9 protein-coding genes and 1 pseudogene are annotated in these 16,040 nt (G+C 66.9%); 5 read left to right on the top strand and 5 right to left on the bottom strand.

Going from position 1 to position 16,040, the window contains the following annotated elements; translation table 11 throughout:
* The first annotated feature begins 113 nt into the window (after positions 1-113).
* Complete coding sequence (locus B9S61_RS20520) at positions 114-4,541, top strand: AAA family ATPase (RefSeq protein ID WP_103543566.1); 4,428 nt, start codon at positions 114-116, stop codon at positions 4,539-4,541.
* 38 nt (positions 4,542-4,579) lie between these two features.
* Here B9S61_RS20520 and B9S61_RS20515 read toward each other — a convergent pair.
* Positions 4,580-4,972: pseudogene (locus B9S61_RS20515) on the bottom strand (helix-turn-helix domain-containing protein); the annotation flags it as partial.
* A 614-nt stretch (positions 4,973-5,586) separates the two neighbouring features.
* Here B9S61_RS20515 and B9S61_RS20510 point away from each other — a divergent pair.
* Genes B9S61_RS20510 through B9S61_RS20495 form a run of 4 tightly spaced genes read left to right on the top strand, consistent with a single transcriptional unit; the run spans position 5,587 to position 12,843 of the window.
* Entirely contained in the window at positions 5,587-6,486 is a 900-nt protein-coding gene (locus B9S61_RS20510) for a hypothetical protein (RefSeq protein WP_103543565.1), read from the top strand.
* Positions 6,487-6,541: 55 nt separating this feature from the next.
* The gene (locus B9S61_RS20505; RefSeq protein ID WP_258039759.1) at positions 6,542-8,836 is read left to right on the top strand and encodes a hypothetical protein; all 2,295 of its coding nucleotides are present in this window, start codon (positions 6,542-6,544) and stop codon (positions 8,834-8,836) included.
* Between the two features lie 44 nt (positions 8,837-8,880).
* A complete protein-coding gene (locus B9S61_RS20500; protein WP_258039758.1) occupies positions 8,881-12,261 on the top strand; it encodes a hypothetical protein in 3,381 nt (1,126 codons plus the stop codon).
* A 45-nt stretch (positions 12,262-12,306) separates the two neighbouring features.
* On the top strand, positions 12,307-12,843 hold the full coding sequence (locus tag B9S61_RS20495; RefSeq protein WP_146064899.1) for a hypothetical protein: 537 nt from the start codon (positions 12,307-12,309) through the stop codon (positions 12,841-12,843).
* A 72-nt stretch (positions 12,844-12,915) separates the two neighbouring features.
* Here the strand turns inward: B9S61_RS20495 and B9S61_RS20490 are convergent, their stop codons facing one another.
* From B9S61_RS20490 to B9S61_RS20475, 4 genes are all read right to left on the bottom strand, one after another.
* Positions 12,916-13,485 carry a hypothetical protein gene (locus B9S61_RS20490; protein ID WP_103543561.1) on the bottom strand — a complete coding sequence of 190 codons (570 nt, stop codon included), beginning with the start codon at positions 13,483-13,485 and terminating at the stop codon, positions 12,916-12,918.
* Positions 13,482-14,204, bottom strand: coding sequence for a hypothetical protein (locus B9S61_RS20485; RefSeq protein ID WP_103543560.1), 723 nt, complete (start codon positions 14,202-14,204; stop codon positions 13,482-13,484). Before B9S61_RS20485 ends, B9S61_RS20490 begins: the two co-directional genes overlap by 4 nt.
* Positions 14,205-14,675: 471 nt before the next feature.
* Entirely contained in the window at positions 14,676-15,239 is a 564-nt protein-coding gene (locus tag B9S61_RS20480; protein ID WP_103543577.1) for a DNA-binding protein, read from the bottom strand.
* Positions 15,240-15,376: 137 nt separating this feature from the next.
* A partial coding sequence (locus B9S61_RS20475) for a group II intron maturase-specific domain-containing protein (protein WP_258039757.1) occupies positions 15,377-16,040 on the bottom strand: 664 nt, incomplete at its 5' end.

Here is a 16,040-nt window from a genome sequence, read left to right as displayed (position 1 = left end):
CCGCCTCCCCTGGCGGCACGCCGATGATGCTACCGGTGGCCCGCCGCGCCGCGCCGTACGAGCGCGAAGGCGATCGTTCCCGGCGGTAGAGTGCCGCTTTCGAGCCGTAGGACATGGGCAAGCTGGAGGGCTTGATGAGCGGGGTGGCGCGTGCGTCCCGTCGGCTGATCGTCATCGCGGTGGACGACTACGCGGACGGCAACGCCGAGTTCACCAAGGCAATCAACGAGCAAGTGGGCGTCGTCACGGGCTGGTTGGCCGACTCCGCGCTGGGACCGGAGCGGCAGTTCTCGCTCCGGAGACCGGACGTGACGCTGCACTCGGTGCAGCAGGTACACCGGTTCCTGAACGTCCAGGACATCGCCGGTGCCAGGCGCAGGGAAGCGATCGTCATCTACATCACCGGTCACGGTCAGCGGGGACCGTCCTCGGGCCGGCACTACCTGCGCTTCGCCCGCACCGACGACGGCCGGCTTCCGGGCACCGCGCTGACCACCAGCGAGGTCATCAGCGCCGCGCTGGGCAGCTCGGCCGAGCATGTGCTGGTCCTTGTGGACTCCTGCTTCGCTGGGGCACTCGCCAACGATGTCCAGCCCGTACTGCGCGATCTGACGTCCCGTCGCAAGCTGGCCTCGCTCGCCGTGGTCACGTCGGGCGACTTCGACGAACAGCCTCTTGTCGGGTCGTTCACCGAACTCCTCAGGCGCACCCTGGAGAAGATCGGAGCCGAGGAGACCGGGTTCGCGAAGCCATATCTGTCGCTTCGTGAGTGGCGGGAGGCCCTGGAGTCCGTACAGCGCGAGGACCACGGGCTGGTCGAAGCCAGGTGGGTGTGGCCGGAGCAGCAGCTCTCCGACGAGGCGAGCCTGTGCCTGCCGAACCCACGTTTCGAGGCTCCGCAGGATCTGGGGACCGCGGTGCGTGAACTGCCCGACGCCGCCGGGCTGTTCGACGGCTACTGGCGTGATCGCGCCTCGGGCCGGATCCACTCGGAGGACATGGGCTGGTACTTCAGCGGGCGCCATCACGAAATGCGCACGCTGACTGAGTTCGTCACCCGCGGCAGTGGTGTGCTCGTGGTGACGGGAGCGGCGGGCTCGGGGAAGTCCGCCCTGCTGGCCCGCCTGGTGACGCTCACTGATCCGGTTTTCCTCGACCAGCCCGACCTGTCCCGAGTGGCGGCGGCGGTCCCCGCGGACGAACGTCCTGCTGCCGGTTCGGTGGACGCCGCCGTCCTGGCGCGGAACAAGACCTCGCTGGGCCTGATCGAGGATCTCCTGCGGGTGCTGGAGGCAGAGGCCGCCCCCGACGGGACAGCGCCCCTCCAGGCTCTGCTGGAGTGCCTCACCGCGCGTGCCCGCGAGAACCGGGTGCCGACCCTCGTCATCGACGCGCTGGACGAGGCCCAGGACAGCCTCGCCTGCCTCAACGACGTCGTCCTGCCGATCGCACGGTTGCGGGTGGAGCGTCATAAGCCGTTGGTGCGGATGGTGGTGGGGGTGCGCAGCTCTCCTCACGACTCGCCCGACGTCGCGGAGCACCTCGTGGACGCGGACGCCGACGAGCTGCTGCATCGGCTGTGCTGGGCATTGGAGGGCGATCGTCTGCCGGTCCCGGTCACCGTGCAGCGCACGGACGGTCCCGGCGTCGCCGACGACATCGCCGCCTACGTCGAGGCCCTGCTCGCCGGAGACGAGGCCGGGCCCTACGCCGACAGGCGCGAGCAGGCCGGGATCGCCGCGCGTGCCGTGGCGCGTGCGGTGGCGCCGTCATTCCTGGACGGGCGGTTGGCCGCGGACCAGTTGCGGACCGCCCAGCAGGTTCAGGAGGTGACCGCGCGGACTTGGCAGGAGCGTCTGAGCCGGGGCACGGTGGCGTTGCTCCACGAGGACCTCCACGAAGTGGCCCGTCAGCAGGGTCTGCCGGTGACCGTGCTGGTCAGAGTCCTGCGTGCCACGGCGTTCGGGGCCGGTTCCGGACTGCCCTGGGCGGAGGTCTGGCCCGGTGTCGCCCACGCGCTCGTAGCCCCTGGTGACAGCGGGGCGTCGGTGGAGGAACTTGCCGCCGCCATCCGCACCGTGCAGACGACTCGACTGACCGGCTATCTCGCCAGGAGCGAGGAGGATGGGCGCCTCACGTACCGGCCGGTGCACCAGCAGGTCGCCAAGGTTCTCCTGGAACAGCCCTCCTCTCTCGCCGGTACCTCACCCGTCGCACCCGGCGGTGATGAGGTGCCCCCGCCGCTCGCGGAGGAGCACGCCCGCATCACCCGTGAGCTGGCGCTTCTCCTCCCCGCGGAGCGCGCCACCGCGCACCCCTACGTCCGGCGGCATCTCGTGGCACACGCCACCGCCGGACACGTCCTGGACGACGAACACGTTCCCCTGCGACTGCTGTCCCAGGAGACTTCGCACACCCTGCGCGAACGACTGGGCCTACCGCTGCCCGAGGACCCGGAGGAGACCCACCGGACCCACGTCGCCGCGGCGGCACTGATCGAGCCCTATCTCACGGACGCCGTCGACCCGGCCTCCCGGCACAGCAGCATCGCTCTGCACGCACTGGCACTCCGGCACCGCGAGGAACCGCAGGAGCCGGGCGCCACGGTCTTGAGCCCGCGCATGGTGTGGTGGCGGTCCGCCACCAACGTCCTGGCCACCCCGGGACAGTATGTGCGCGCTCTCCTCACGATCGACGTGTCAACGGGACGCACCCTCGTCGTTGCCGGAACCAAGCAAGGGGCCCACGTCTGGGACGCGGCCGACGGCCGGCACCTGGCGGATCTCCCTGCCGGTCTCGTCGACGACCTGTGCGTCGTACGCGGGAACAACAGAGCCTTCCTCGCCACCGCCGGACCTCGGGGTGTCGCGATCTGGGACCCGCTGTCCGGACTGCGGATCCACCACTCCAGTACGCCCGCCAGTGCGGTTCACGTCGTCACTGACGGTGAAGACCGGTGGCAGCTTCTCTCACGCTACGGCCACGGCCTCACCCGCTGGAAACCGGACCAGAACCGTTCCGAGACAGTGCCGTTCCCCACGGACGAAGCAGGTGGCCAGCGCCGTCCCGCGCACACCGTAATCCGCGACCGGAGAGGGCGACCGCTGCTCGTGTCGGCGGTCTCGGACGGACTGGTCCTGCAAAGTCTCGACGACGACGCGATCCACTCACGCGCGCGCATCGCTTGCCGTGACGTGCGCAGACTCCTGTGCCTGCGGCGCCCGGGGCGTACGGACATGGTGCTGGTGGCAAGTACCGGCCGCGTCCTGAGTTGGGATCCCGACACGGGGCAGGTGCTGCCGGTGGGCAAGGGGCCTGCCGCGTTTCCCGCACAGTTCGATCTCCCGGACGGCCGCGTGGTCATCGCTCTGGAGAGACGTCGACACCGGAGCGTGGAGGTGTGGGAACTCGGCGAGGGCGGCTGGGACTTGGTCGCCGACGTCACCGTGGGAGAGATCACCGGGCTGACGACGCTGCCGGCGGCGGACCGATGGCTCGTGGCCACGGCCGGCGAGGAAGGTCTGCGCCTGTGGCAGCCAAAACCGGCCACCCCCCGTACGCCGCCCGGAATGTCGGTGGGACCGGTCACCGCGCTGACGGCGCTTCGGATGCCTGCGGCGGACGGCCGGGGCCACCACCGATGGATCGTCGGCAACCCCGCCGGCGCCGTAGCCATGGATCTGGACGGCGGCAACAGCACCGATCTGGCCGTCGGCATGGTCGACGCGCTCCATCCGGTTTCTCCGGGGCGCGTGGCCGTCTGGGCCGGCACCGGCACAAGGATCTGGCAGCCTCCGACAGCGGGAGACCAGCAGGGTCCGCGGGCCGCCCCGGGAGGAAGCCACCTCGCGGTCTTCCAGCGACGCGAAAGCTCTTCGGACTCGTGTGTCGTCAACTGGCCACCAGGCTCGACCCACTTGGCCCGCGCAAGCTACAGCGGCATTTTTCTGGAGGATGTCGAGGGCGGACCAACCGAGCACATCACCAGTGTGGCCTTCCCAAGGTCCCGCGCGGTCGTGGCCCTGCCTGCGAGCGACGGAGTCACTCCGTGGCTTGCGATCGGCACGGACCGTGGTGTCAGCATCTGGGATCTGGAAGGCGGGAGAGAAGTCGTACATCTGCGGGTACGGGGGAGGCGACGCTCGGACACCTTGGCGCTGGCGGTCCTTCGATCGGCCGGCTCCGTTCTCCTGGCCGCGGCCGACCGCGAGGGCATTCACACGTGGGACACGGCCGACTGGGAACCGCGGGCGCGGATCACGACCCCCTGGACCAAGTCGCTGGCTTCCGTCACGCTCTCCCCCACCCGCGATGTACTCGCCAGCGGGAGTGGTCACGCCCTTCACCTGTGGGACCCGGTTTCCGGCGAGCTGTTGCACAGTCTGATCACCGCCGCGCCCGTCGACTCCATCGCCTCGGTGTACGAGGACGGCCAGGTCTCCCTCGCGATCGGCGGACCCGCGGGCCTGGCCGCTTTCCGCGTGAACCTGCCGTCTCCTGAGCCGTGGGCTCGGCGCGAAACAGGGGGAAGCGGAGGGTAGGTGCTCAGGCCCGGCCGGTGGCGCCGGTGTCCGGGTGATGGGATGTCCGCCTCGGGAAACCACAGGTCGCACTGGGCCAGCTCACCCGGCTGATAGGTCGTGCGGGAGACCGGATCGACGGGGACGTAGGCGGGCCGCAGTTCCCGCACCCGCTCCTTGAGTACCGTCATCCCGCGTTCCCACCCGATCCGCTCGGCGATCACCGTGGCGGGCATCGTCGGCGTCTCCCGCAGCAGTTCACGGATCTGTGCCTCGACAGCGTCGACCACCGAGCCTTTGGTCGGACGCTCGTACTTCGGCGGCCGGTCACTCGCCAGTGCCCGCTTGACCGTGTTCTTCGAGATGCCCAGATGCCTCGCGATCGCCCGGATCGGCATCTGCTCGGCCCGGTGCAGCCTGCGAATCTCTGCCCAGTCCTCCACGCAGATCACCCTCTCCCTCCTGACCTCAGATCAAGATCAGGTTCAGGCGAAGATCACCAAGTGGGTCACTTTTGATCCGCCGTCAGAGGGTCAGGATTCGAGCGACGCCGAGAGCCGAGCCAGGCCGCGGCAAGGTGCATGACAATCAGAGCCACCACCCAGGGAAAGTCGAACCACAGGAACGCATTGGCGTAGGCCCGCAGGGGGACGCCGGAGGTGACCGCCCACGGTGCGACGCCGAGGACGTAGAGCAGGCACGCGACGGTTCCCCACAGCAGGGACCCTGCCCACGGACGGGCGAGCGGCTGACACCAGCGGCAGAGCTGCCACCAGGCGAGATCATGCGGGCCCAGGCTGCGCAGGTCGCAGGCGAGGTGTGTGAGGCACCGGTGGGCGTCGTCCGGATCCAGCGGCCCGCGGACGGATCATGCCAGCCGCTCAGACGACACCCGATAACCCGGACTCGCCAGTCCGAGCCATCGAACGTCGCCATTCAAGCCCCTTTCATCCTCGATTCAAATGACCTATCTAAGATAGGATGCCATCTACACACCTCACGTATGAGGACTTTTCGATAGAACGAGCAATGGCCATTGGAGTTACAGGGGGGAGATGAGAGATTCATGGCGAAACTGTCCTATAAGGTGCCGAGTTCGCTGAACAGGAGCTTCCTCGACCACGAGATCACGCTGAGCAAGGGAGGGTGGGCGGCCAAGCCCTCCCCGATCAAGCAACTGCTCTTCTTCGGCGGCGGCATCCTCGCCCTGCTGTGGTTCAGCACGTCGACGTTCGTCGCGAGCTCGGGCCCAGTCGCCATCACGTTCTTCGTCCTCTGGGGATTGGCGGCGATCGCCTACTTCGGCGGGCTGATGAAGACGAAGGAGCTGCGCATCATGCGCGTACCAGCCTTCCTGGCTTACCTGCCGCTGAAGGCCCGCCATGTCTTCACCCGTCGCGGCTCGAACCCCACGGACTTCTACTCGATCGTCGGCATCGACGGGATCGACGAGGACGGGCTGATCCACTTCTCCGACGGCGGCGAAGGTCGGGTCTACCTGGTCGTCGGCTCGGCTAGCTACCTGCTCTTCGACGAGGACCGGGTCGGGATCCTCGATCGGGTCGACTCCTTCTGGCGCAAGGTCGAGACGGCCTGCGAGCACAGCTTCATCACGACGAAGGAGCCGCAGCGGGTCTACCACCAGGTGGCGAACCTGGAACGGCGCAACCAGGCCCTGCAGGTCCGCGATCCCGATCTGATCGAGCTGCAGAACGAGCAATACGACATTCTCACGCAGCACGTGGGCGGGAAGTTCACCTCCATCCACCAGTACCTGCTGCTCAAGGGCAAGAACGCCGACGCACTGCGCAAGGGGCACCAGGTCCTCCAGGCCGAGGTCGGCGGCTCGACTCTGATGATCAAGGAAGCCACGATGCTCGACCGCGAGGAGGCCCTGCCGATGCTCCGGGTCTTCTACCAGGGCATCGACGACGAACTGCTCGATCTCAAGGCGTCGCTGAACTGACCAGCGCCAGGCCGGCCACCACGACGAGGAAGGAACGAAGGACACCATGGCGCTGATGACGAAAGTCCGGGCACAGCTCGGCATTCCGGGAAAGAAGCCTGACGAGACGAATGAGACCGCGGAGCTTGTGGTCGATGATCTGCGGGCGGACGGTGCTGCTCAGGCTGAGGGCGTGCAGGACGCTGCGTCGGCGGACGGTGCAGCCGATGAGGCCGCCGAGCCGAAGAAGAACTGGTGGCAGCGCCGCTGGGAGGTGAAGTACCTCCAGGGTTCGTTCGACGCCTACCCTCACCTGCTCGCGCTGAAGCCGAAGGAGAAGTACCTCTTCCGCTCCGACTACTTCGAGGTCGACGGCTCGGTCGCCTGCACCCTGGCGTACTTCCACGACGACGCCGCGCACGACAACTTCGCCGCCTTCTGGGGTATCGACCGGATCCCGGACGGCCTGGACGAGCGGGTCACCGCCGTCGTGCTTGAGCAGGTCAAGCGGATGGATGAGAAGTGGATCGACTCGTACACCAAGCAGTCGGAGAAGCTGGACCGGCTGGATGCGAACGAGCAGGAGGAGACGGGCACGACCTCCTCCAAGCGCAAGGCCGCGAAGATCTCCGGTGACCTCGGGATCACGATCGGCGAGATCCAGGACGGTGCGAGCTACCTCTCGGTGCACAATCGGCTCTTCCTCAAGGCCCCCGATCTGGCGGCCCTGGACGACACGATCGACCGGGTCACGCGTCTGTACATTGACCGATTCGGCACGCTGAAGGCTGCGCCCTACGCCGGCGAGCAGCGTCAGGAGCTCTCGGGCCTGTGGAAGAACAACGAGAAGAAGAAGGGCAAGGGCTTCCACTTCACCTCGACCGAGCTGGCCGGCTCGTACTCGCTGGTGACCAACGGCCTGAACGACAAGGGCGGCGAGTACGTCGGCTACATGGTCGGCGACGTCAACAACAGCGCCGTGCTCATGGACGTCAACGCCTACGACCACCACGCGATCGTCGCCGATGCCACGCTCAGCGAGTACCTCGACCGCCAGCGGGTGGCCAATATGTGGTGCTCGAAGATCTCTCAGGCGGCGCTGCTGAACAACGGCCAGGTCGTCCACCTCATCCTCGACGGAGCGAACCTCGACAAGCTCGGTCCGAAGTTCGAGCGGCTCACCTCGCGCGTGGACCTGAATCAGGGTGATGTGAACATGTTCGAGATGTTCGGCGAGGAGGAGGACGAGCTGATGGTCTTCTCCGCCCAGATGGAGAAGCTCAAGCTGATGTTCGAGCAGCTCTACGAGACCAGCGACGGAGCGATCGGCTCGATCATCCGCAGCGCCCTCGAAGACACCGCGACCGACTTCTACATCGAGCAGGGCATGTGGCGGCACAACGCCAAGGAGCAGCGTCACCGCCTGCGCGTGGTGAACATCCCGCACGCCCAGGTGCCGCGTCTTCAGATGTTCGTCTCCTACTTGGCAACCGCGCACAAGGCACTGCTGAACTCCAGCAAGACGGACCCGGACCAGCTGCGCGCCTACAACGTGCTCAGGGGCATCGCCAACGCGATGCTGAGTACCAACGGCGACCTGTTCAACAACCACACGGCCTCGGCCGTGGACGGGGTCCGGGATTCGCGGCGCGTGGTCTACGACTTCTCGCGGCTCATGCGCCGCGGCAAGGGTGTGGCGATGGCGCAACTGGTGAACATCGTCGGCTTCGCCGTTGGCAAGCTGGGGCTCGGCGACACGGTGATCATCCACGGCACCGAGCACATCGACGACCGGGTGAAGAAGTACATCAAGGACCAGTTCGACCATATGTACGAGCGTGGCGGCCGGGTGGTCTACAGCTACAACGACGTCGACACGATGCTGGCCGACAGCGACTTCAACAAGTTCGACGCCGCGGACTACACGCTCTTCGGCCCGATGCGCGATGGCACGGTGGCGGAGTACCAGAAGCAGCTGCACCAGCGGATTCCACCAGATCTCGCCCAGCTCATCACGACCAAGGGCGAGAACCTCACGTATCTGCGCCGGGGCGTCTCCAACGTGGTCTTCCACCTGGACCTGGCACTGGGGATCAACCCCTACCGCGAGGCCCAGCGCAGGCAGGTCCGCCTGGAGGCGGCGAGGGCCGAAGAGGCGGCGCGGATGGACGCGATCATGCACGACAAGCCTGCACCGGGCGCGAACCTCACCAGCATCCGGAAGCACAGCGAAGGCGGCGACGGCGAGCCTGACGCGGGCCAGAGCGACGGGGGCAAGCGCCGCGACGGCAAGAAGAGCCTGCAGGAGCCTGAGGACGGCGCAAGGCGGCCAGCGAGGAAGCCAAAGCCCAAGAAGCTGGTCAAGGCATGAACGAGGTCAGCGCTGATACGAAGGCGAGGAGCAGGGGAGAGACGATGAACGGGACGATCACGGCGGTGGCGCGGATGCGTGCCTGGGCCGGCCCCGGCGGTGGCGGAGCCCGCCAGGGCAGGCTCGCGCGCGGGCTCGCCCTCGTGCTCCTGGCCGCGCTGTTCGTGCCGGTCCTCATGATGGCTGCCTCTTCGCCAGCGTCCGCGGACGACCAGAAGGAGCGCGACAACTACAGCCTCTACCAGCTGGCTTCGAATGCGAGCTCGTACTTCAGCGAGGAGAACTCGCCGTCGAACGACAAGGGCATGCACGACAAGTGGAAGCCGGTCGTCGGCAGCCCGGCCTCGGGCGGCTCCATGCTCGGCTACGCCGACCCGGATTTCAGCCTGGGCAACATCGTGGGCTGGTTCTTCGCCGAGGTCTCGGGGTCCTCCCAGACCGTCACGTACGAGACTCTGGCCGCGAAAGACGACAAGGGCAACGCGAAGTACTCGGGCATGCTCGACTACGCGCACTTCGGGGCCGCGAACAACGACCTCGGCCTGGACACGATGTCCTCGGGCATCGGCGGCCAGATCGTCAGCGTGATCGGAGGCTCCATCATCTGGGTCCTCTACGCCCTGGCACTGGCGGTCGGCACGCTGTTCTACGTCGTCCTCCAGTTCCTGAAGCTCATCAACCCCTTCATGTGGTTCTACCAGGCGATCAGGGCGGTCAATCCGACCTTCGCCGACGGGATGACGGGAGGTGACACCGGAGGCGGCGCGCTCTCGGGCCTCCAGCACTGGATCGCTGGCTGGTATGGCCTGCTTGTCGATATCTCGTGGCAAGTGCTGGTGCCGATCTTCATCGGCTTCCTGCTCATCGGCCTGGTCATGTTCAAAAAGATGGACCGGGGTTCGGCGATCAAGAAGCTCATCGTGCGCGTCGTCTTCATCGGCGTCGGTCTGCCGCTCATCGGTTCGATGTACACCAACGTGCTCGACAAGTTCGACAACTCGGTTCTCGGCCAGCATGCCGGTCCGACACGCGTCGTGCTGAGCACGTACGTCGACTTCGAGGCGTGGATGATGAACGACCGCCTCGGGATCCCGGACCAGGCCACTGTCTCCTGGAACGGCGACCAGGCGAGCTCTGACGCGATGATGTCGGTGCGCACGAGCGCGCTGGCGATCAACAAGCAGTCCCACGGAGCGACGTTCAACGGCATCAGCATCGGCACGAAGGCCAACGACGCCGAGTCGGCCTGGAAGGACGGCACGGTCTCCGTCGGCACCGGTGCGTCGGACGACTTCAAGGCGGTGTTCTCGACCTTCGGGATCATCGGCAAGTACATCGGCAGCAACGAGATCGCAGCTTCCGACTTCGAGTCGGGGATCAAGAGCTCGATCACGCAGCTGGACGAGAGCGCGGATGTCAAGAAGAGCTGGTTCGTCGACAAGGACAGCTACGGCGACGTGGAGGATTTCGGTGAGGAGAAGGGGCCGAAGCCGGTGGATCACCCGGTGATCTCGACCGACGGCACGGGCCTGACCTCCTCTCGTCCCGGCAAGGACTCGACGGTCTTCACGACGACGGGGACCAAGGCCGGCTGCGGCTTCACGGTGGGCAAGACGCCCTCCTCGTGCAACCTGTCTCCCCTGGCGGCGTACAACTACCTCAACACCGGGTTCAGCCCCAGCTCGCTGAACATGTACAGCTCGAACAACGCCACGTCCGGCTTCACCCGCGAGAACCACATGGCCGTCAGCCAGGTGGGCACGGGGCCGGCGAAGTTCATGTACTGGTCCAACGCAGCCACGGTCCTGGGCTCCATCGTCCTGCTCGGCTTCTGGTACGCCATCGGCATGCTGGCTGGCTCGGTCAAGCGGATTTTCGGCCTCGTAGCGGCCGTGCCGTTCGCGACGCTGGGCGCGATGGCCGCGATCGCCAAGGTAATCGTCTACTCCATGGCGCTGATCCTGGAGGTCCTCGTCACGCTGTTCATCTACCAGTTCGTCTCGGAGTTCCTGATCTCGGTCCCGGACATCATGGCCGGGCCCGTGTCGAGCTTCATGAGCCCGGGCGGCCTGTGGGGCAGCGCTGCGCTCGGCGGGACCATCGTGGTGATCCTGACACTCATCTCGTCGCTGATGATCATGGGCATCACCTTCGCTCTGCTGCGGGTCCGCAAGACGGTGCTGCAGGCGATGGACGAGGTGGTCACCAAGCTCGTGGACAAGTTCCTGGAGACCAACTCCGCGCCGAAGCCGGACAAGGGTGGGCTGATGCCTGCTCTGGCCACAGGTGCAGGGGCCGGCGCGGGTATGGCCATGGGCAACAAGCTCGCCAACGGGTTCAACAGCAAGACCAGCGGCCCGGCGTCTCCGAACACGGGCAAGCCCGCGGGCAAGACGGCGTCGACGAACGCCGGCGGTACGAACGGCGACCCCACGGCGCTGACCGCGGGCAACCAGGCGCTGGCCCTGGAGGGCGGCGGCGAGGGTGGCCCGGGCGATCCGAACAGCCCGGCACTGGACGGTGGTCCTGGCAGCGGTGGCGGCGGCGGTGACGCCAAGGCTCTGCCGGGCGGCAGCGGTCCTGCTGGTGCCCTGGGCGCGTCCGGCCAGAGTGACGGCCCCGACGACAAGGGTGGCCCGCTGCAGCTGACGAGTGGTGGAGCGGGCAGCTCGCACTCTGACAAGCAGACGGCGCTGGGCCTGAGCAACCAGGGCGGCCTGTCGAACCTCGGGTACACCTCGGACGGCAACAAGGTCATCCCCGGCGAGGTTCTGGCCTCGTCGACGGAGCCGTCGAGTTCTCGCGGTGGTGCTCAGGGGCAGAGCAGCGCTGGTTCTGTTCCGACCAGCGGGGGCCGTAGGACCGTCGCCGGTCAGACGGGCCCGGCGCAGTTCGGCATGGGTGCCCAGGGTACGCAGAGGCAGCAGGGCAGCAACCAGCAGGCTGCACCGCAGCGCTTCAGCGGCGGAGCTACTCCTGGTCTTGTGCCTGTCCCTGCTTCCGAGCAGCCGGCCTCGCCGAGCACGCGTCCGACGCGCTCCGCTCAGGGCACCCCGGCTCCGAGGCAGCTGGGAGCCGGAACGTCGGCTCCTCGTCCCGTGGCCGCTCCGGTTTCGGGTCAGACTCCGGCTGCGCCTGGTGCGCGGACTCCGGCTCGGACGCAGGCAGCGCGTCAGCCGGGTGCGATCCAGGCGGCGGCGCCGACGCCGCGCCAGGCGCCCGCCCCGCGGGCTCAGACTCCGCGGACTCCGCGGACGTCGGCTCCTGCACCGGCTTCTTCGCCGCGGCAGGCTCCGGTTCCGCGCCCTCGTCCCCGTCCGCGCCGGGTTGCCGATCCGGCTCCTCAGAGCGTGGAGACTCCGGAGCCGCAGCAGCGGCCGGCCGGTGGTCTTCGCCGGGGCCGACGCGAGAAGCCGCAGGACTGATCGGGCGAGCGTGGAGGGCTGACGCACCCGGTGAGGATGATCGCAATGGTCGTCCTCACCGGGTGCGTCGTCTTTGCGCGGCAGGAGGAGAAGGGGAAGAGCATGAGGCTGGGATCGAGGCTTCGCGGCGTTTTCCCGCGCGGCTGGTGTCGCTCGGCGCGATGGTGGATCACCGGGATCCGCGAACTGGCATTGAGCACTGCGGCGGCTGTGGCCACCGTGGTGTTCGTCGGCGAGATGATGCGCGCTGTGCGGCATCGCGACGAGCCGCGGACTCTGGCGCACCTGTCCGGCACGTTCGAGGGGTACGTGGCCAGCCTCTTGGGCAACAGCGCAGGCTTGGTCGTTCTGGTCACCATGGCGATCGAGGACGGTCTGCCTGTGGTGCTGACGGCGTTGCTGGCTGGGTGGTGTCTGCTCAACATCGCCATCAGTGCCACGGTGTTCGTCGTGGTCGCCCGGTCGAGGATCCGGCAGTCGGCAGCGTGGGCTGAGCTGGATTTCGCCGAGCAGCACGCGCCGAAGTACGGCCGGCCACCGGAGACGATTGAGGAGTACCGGGCGCAGCAGCTCCAGGAGTAGGTGTCAGAGAAAAGACAGAACCCCGTGGACGTGATGTCCACGGGGTTCTGTGCTGCCTGGGTGGTGCGGCAATCAGCTGTGCTGGTTGCAGTCCTTGGCCATCAAGGCCTTCGCCTGGTCGCTGTCGGCGGGGATGAGCTGGACCTGGTCGATCGAGTAGGCGAAGGTGTACCCGAGCGTGATCATGCTGTTCGACATCGAGATCGAGCCGGATCCCGGGTCAGTGCCTGTCTGGTCGGAGCCGTTGACGTCGTCCCAGAGCACACTGGTCCGGCTGTCGTTGATCGTGCCGGTTGAGAGAACCTGGTACTGACCCTTGTCGGTCTTGCCGTCCTTGACGATCGAGCCGTGCTTGATGTCGTCGAGGGCCTTCGTCGTCAGCTGGCACTGCTGGTCGCCAGCGGTGACGTTGATGTACGTGATCTTGTGGCCGTCGATTGCGGCGATGCCGCCGCGCGCCCCGTCGGTGATGGAGATGTAGGCACCGTCGAAGCTGGAGGCCTGGCTGCTGCTGGGGCTCTGCGAGGAAGCAGCATCGCTGCTCCCGCTGCAGGCGGTGAGCATGAGAGCACCCGCGGCCAGGGCCGCGGCGGACACGGCGATCCTGGTCCGCGTCGCACGTGCGGTCCTGGTGGAGTTCATGGTGTTCTTCCTTCATTCGTTCTGGACAGTCGGTTTGGTTCAGCCTGCGGAGGTTGGACCGGCGGCATGCTCGGCATCGGCGGAACCGCAGAGGCCTGACGCGGCGACAGCAGGATGAGGACTGCAGCAGCCAGCATCACGACCGACAGCAGCGCCAGGAGCATCACGCCCGCTCCGACGGAGGCGTAGCGGGTGCCGCTGACGGAGCCCATGGTCCCGAAGCCGTCGATCATGCCGATCAGGCCGGCGACGATGCCCACGACTCCGGCGGTGACGCGGGACCAGTTCGTCTTGCGGATGACTGCCACGACAGAGGCGGCGATGGCCACGAGCATGGTGAAGAGCAGGAAGCCGCCCTCGCCGCCGGCCTCGTCGCTGAAGTAGTTGACCGAGGAGCCCATGGCTGAAGCGACCGGCATGAACAGCGAGATGATCGCCAGGAACGCCGCGGCGGGAAGGATGAAGGTGGCCAGTCCGGGACGCGAGGTGCTCTGCTGCATCGAGCGCGCGGCGCTTTGCGCGGCGGGGGCAACGCGGTTGCTGAGGAACTCCTTGGCTCCAGAGTTCTCGACGGCCGGCGCGACCTTGGTGTTGAAGAAGTCCCGGGCACCGTTGACGACCTGCTTGGCTCCGTTGGTCATCTGCTGCATCGACGGATCACGGGGCCGGCGCTCGGGAGCGATCAGTCCAGCCTGAACGGCGGCCTGGTACTCGGGCATCGTCGGCTCGCGGAGATGCGTCTGCCGGAACCCGGCGGCCCACTGCTCGGCCGTGACAACTGGCGGAACCTGCGGTCGAGCCGGCACGGCCTGTGATGCTGTTGCATGGCCCTGTGTCGGCTGCTCGGGTAACTGAGGCTGATCCTCAGTCATAATCGCCCCCGCTTTCTCTCGTTCAGTTCTGCGTGTCCAGGCGGTGCCATCTTCACAGGGACCAGCGTCTCGGCTCCGCAGTTCCACACTGCATCCCCGAGACCCCGATCCCGACCACGCCCGGGAGCCGAAGCTGGCCCCCTTGAGGACCACCCGACCGATTTCCGAGCTTTCTTCTCGTACATGAGCACTTGCGAAGGCATTCACAAGCGCACTGTCAGTATTGCAGATTGATGTACCAGATGTACCACCTAACGACAGAAAGCCAGTCAAAGTCGCCTATGGATAGGCGACTTTGACTGGCCAGGACTCAGACTGTCAGGCACCTTCTCGGAGGTTCTCGAGTCGATGCTCAGTCAGCGCCAGTGCGACTTCGGACTGGTTGAGCGCGTGCTCGCCGTCCTGGATGCGCCACCGAAGACGCTGCACAGGCGGGGCGTCAGCTTCCTGGAGCGCCAGGTCACCGAGCTCGCGCAGCTCCGCGTACGCGCCCTGCAGCTGCTCCTCGTGGTGCGCCGACCGGACCCTGAGGCGGGCGACCCGCTCTTTCCACCAGCCCACCCGCGACTCGCGGTCGAGCGAGGTCTCCCCCTCGAGCCAGGCACGGAGCTCGGTCTGGTCGACGTCGCTCGGGAGCCCGGTAGCGAGGGGCCCTTCGGGTTCCGGCATGTCGATGGGGATGTGCGACAGCAGCACCGCGGGGGTCGTGTCGAGAGCGTAGGCGATCGCGACGAGGTCGTCGACGGTCACGGGGCGAGCACATCGCTCCATCTCCGCGAGGGCATCGGCTGAGATCGGGTGATCGAGCATCCGGAGCACATAGGCCAGCTCGTCGACGGTCAGCTCGCGCAGCTGGCGGTAGTGGGTGATGGCGTCGGACACAGCAAGGGACGTGGGAAGGGACGACGGCATTGGTAGTCAGGGGCGCGGTGTCCTCGCGGACCCGTTTCCCCATCCCCCTTTCAATCCGTGCGTGCGGTTTTCCCGCACACGGCTTACCGATGATCTTCTTGACATGGTTACGCAGCCTTCGGATAGCGAATCGTGCCACCCAGCCGATACAGGCCATGCCCGTTGAACCACTCCTCAGTCCATTCCGCCCGCTGGCCTGACCTCAGATTGCGGCCGCGCTTCTTGGCCATCAATCTGTGGAGCCGCCATACGACATATCGATCAGCGGTCTGGAACTTGTCAGCGGCGTTCCCGGTTCTGAAGTAGTTACCCCAGCCGCGCAGGATCGGATTCAGGTCCGCAATCACGTCCCGAATATCCATTCCAGTCCGACGGCGGTCGGTCCGTTCCCGGACCTTGTCCCGGAGTCTCTTCATCGCCGCTTTCGAGGGCCAGCGGTGCAGGTAGAAGCGGACGGTCCCGTACTTCTCCCACGACCTGCCCGAGAAGCGTGCTCTGAAGTGGCAGCCGAGGAAGTCGAGTCCTTCCCGGCCCTCTCTGAGGTCAACAATCTTCGTCTTGTCCGGGTGCAGTCGCAGCCCCAGCGAAGTCAGGATCTCCCCGACCGCGTCAAGAGCAGCCCTGGCCTGGCGTTCCGAACGGCACAGGACGACGCCGTCGTCCGCGTACCGCACCAGCTCACCCACTCCGCGCCGCGATAGCCCGGAGTCCAGAACGTGCAGGTAGACGTTGGCCAGCAAAGGCGAGATCACCCCGCCCTGAGGCGTCCCG

The organism is Streptomyces sp. SM1, assembly GCF_002910825.1.
GTDB lineage: Bacteria > Actinomycetota > Actinomycetes > Streptomycetales > Streptomycetaceae > Streptomyces > Streptomyces okerensis.
Note: the sequence above shows the minus strand (reverse complement) of the source record. Positions and strands in the feature narration are given on the sequence as shown.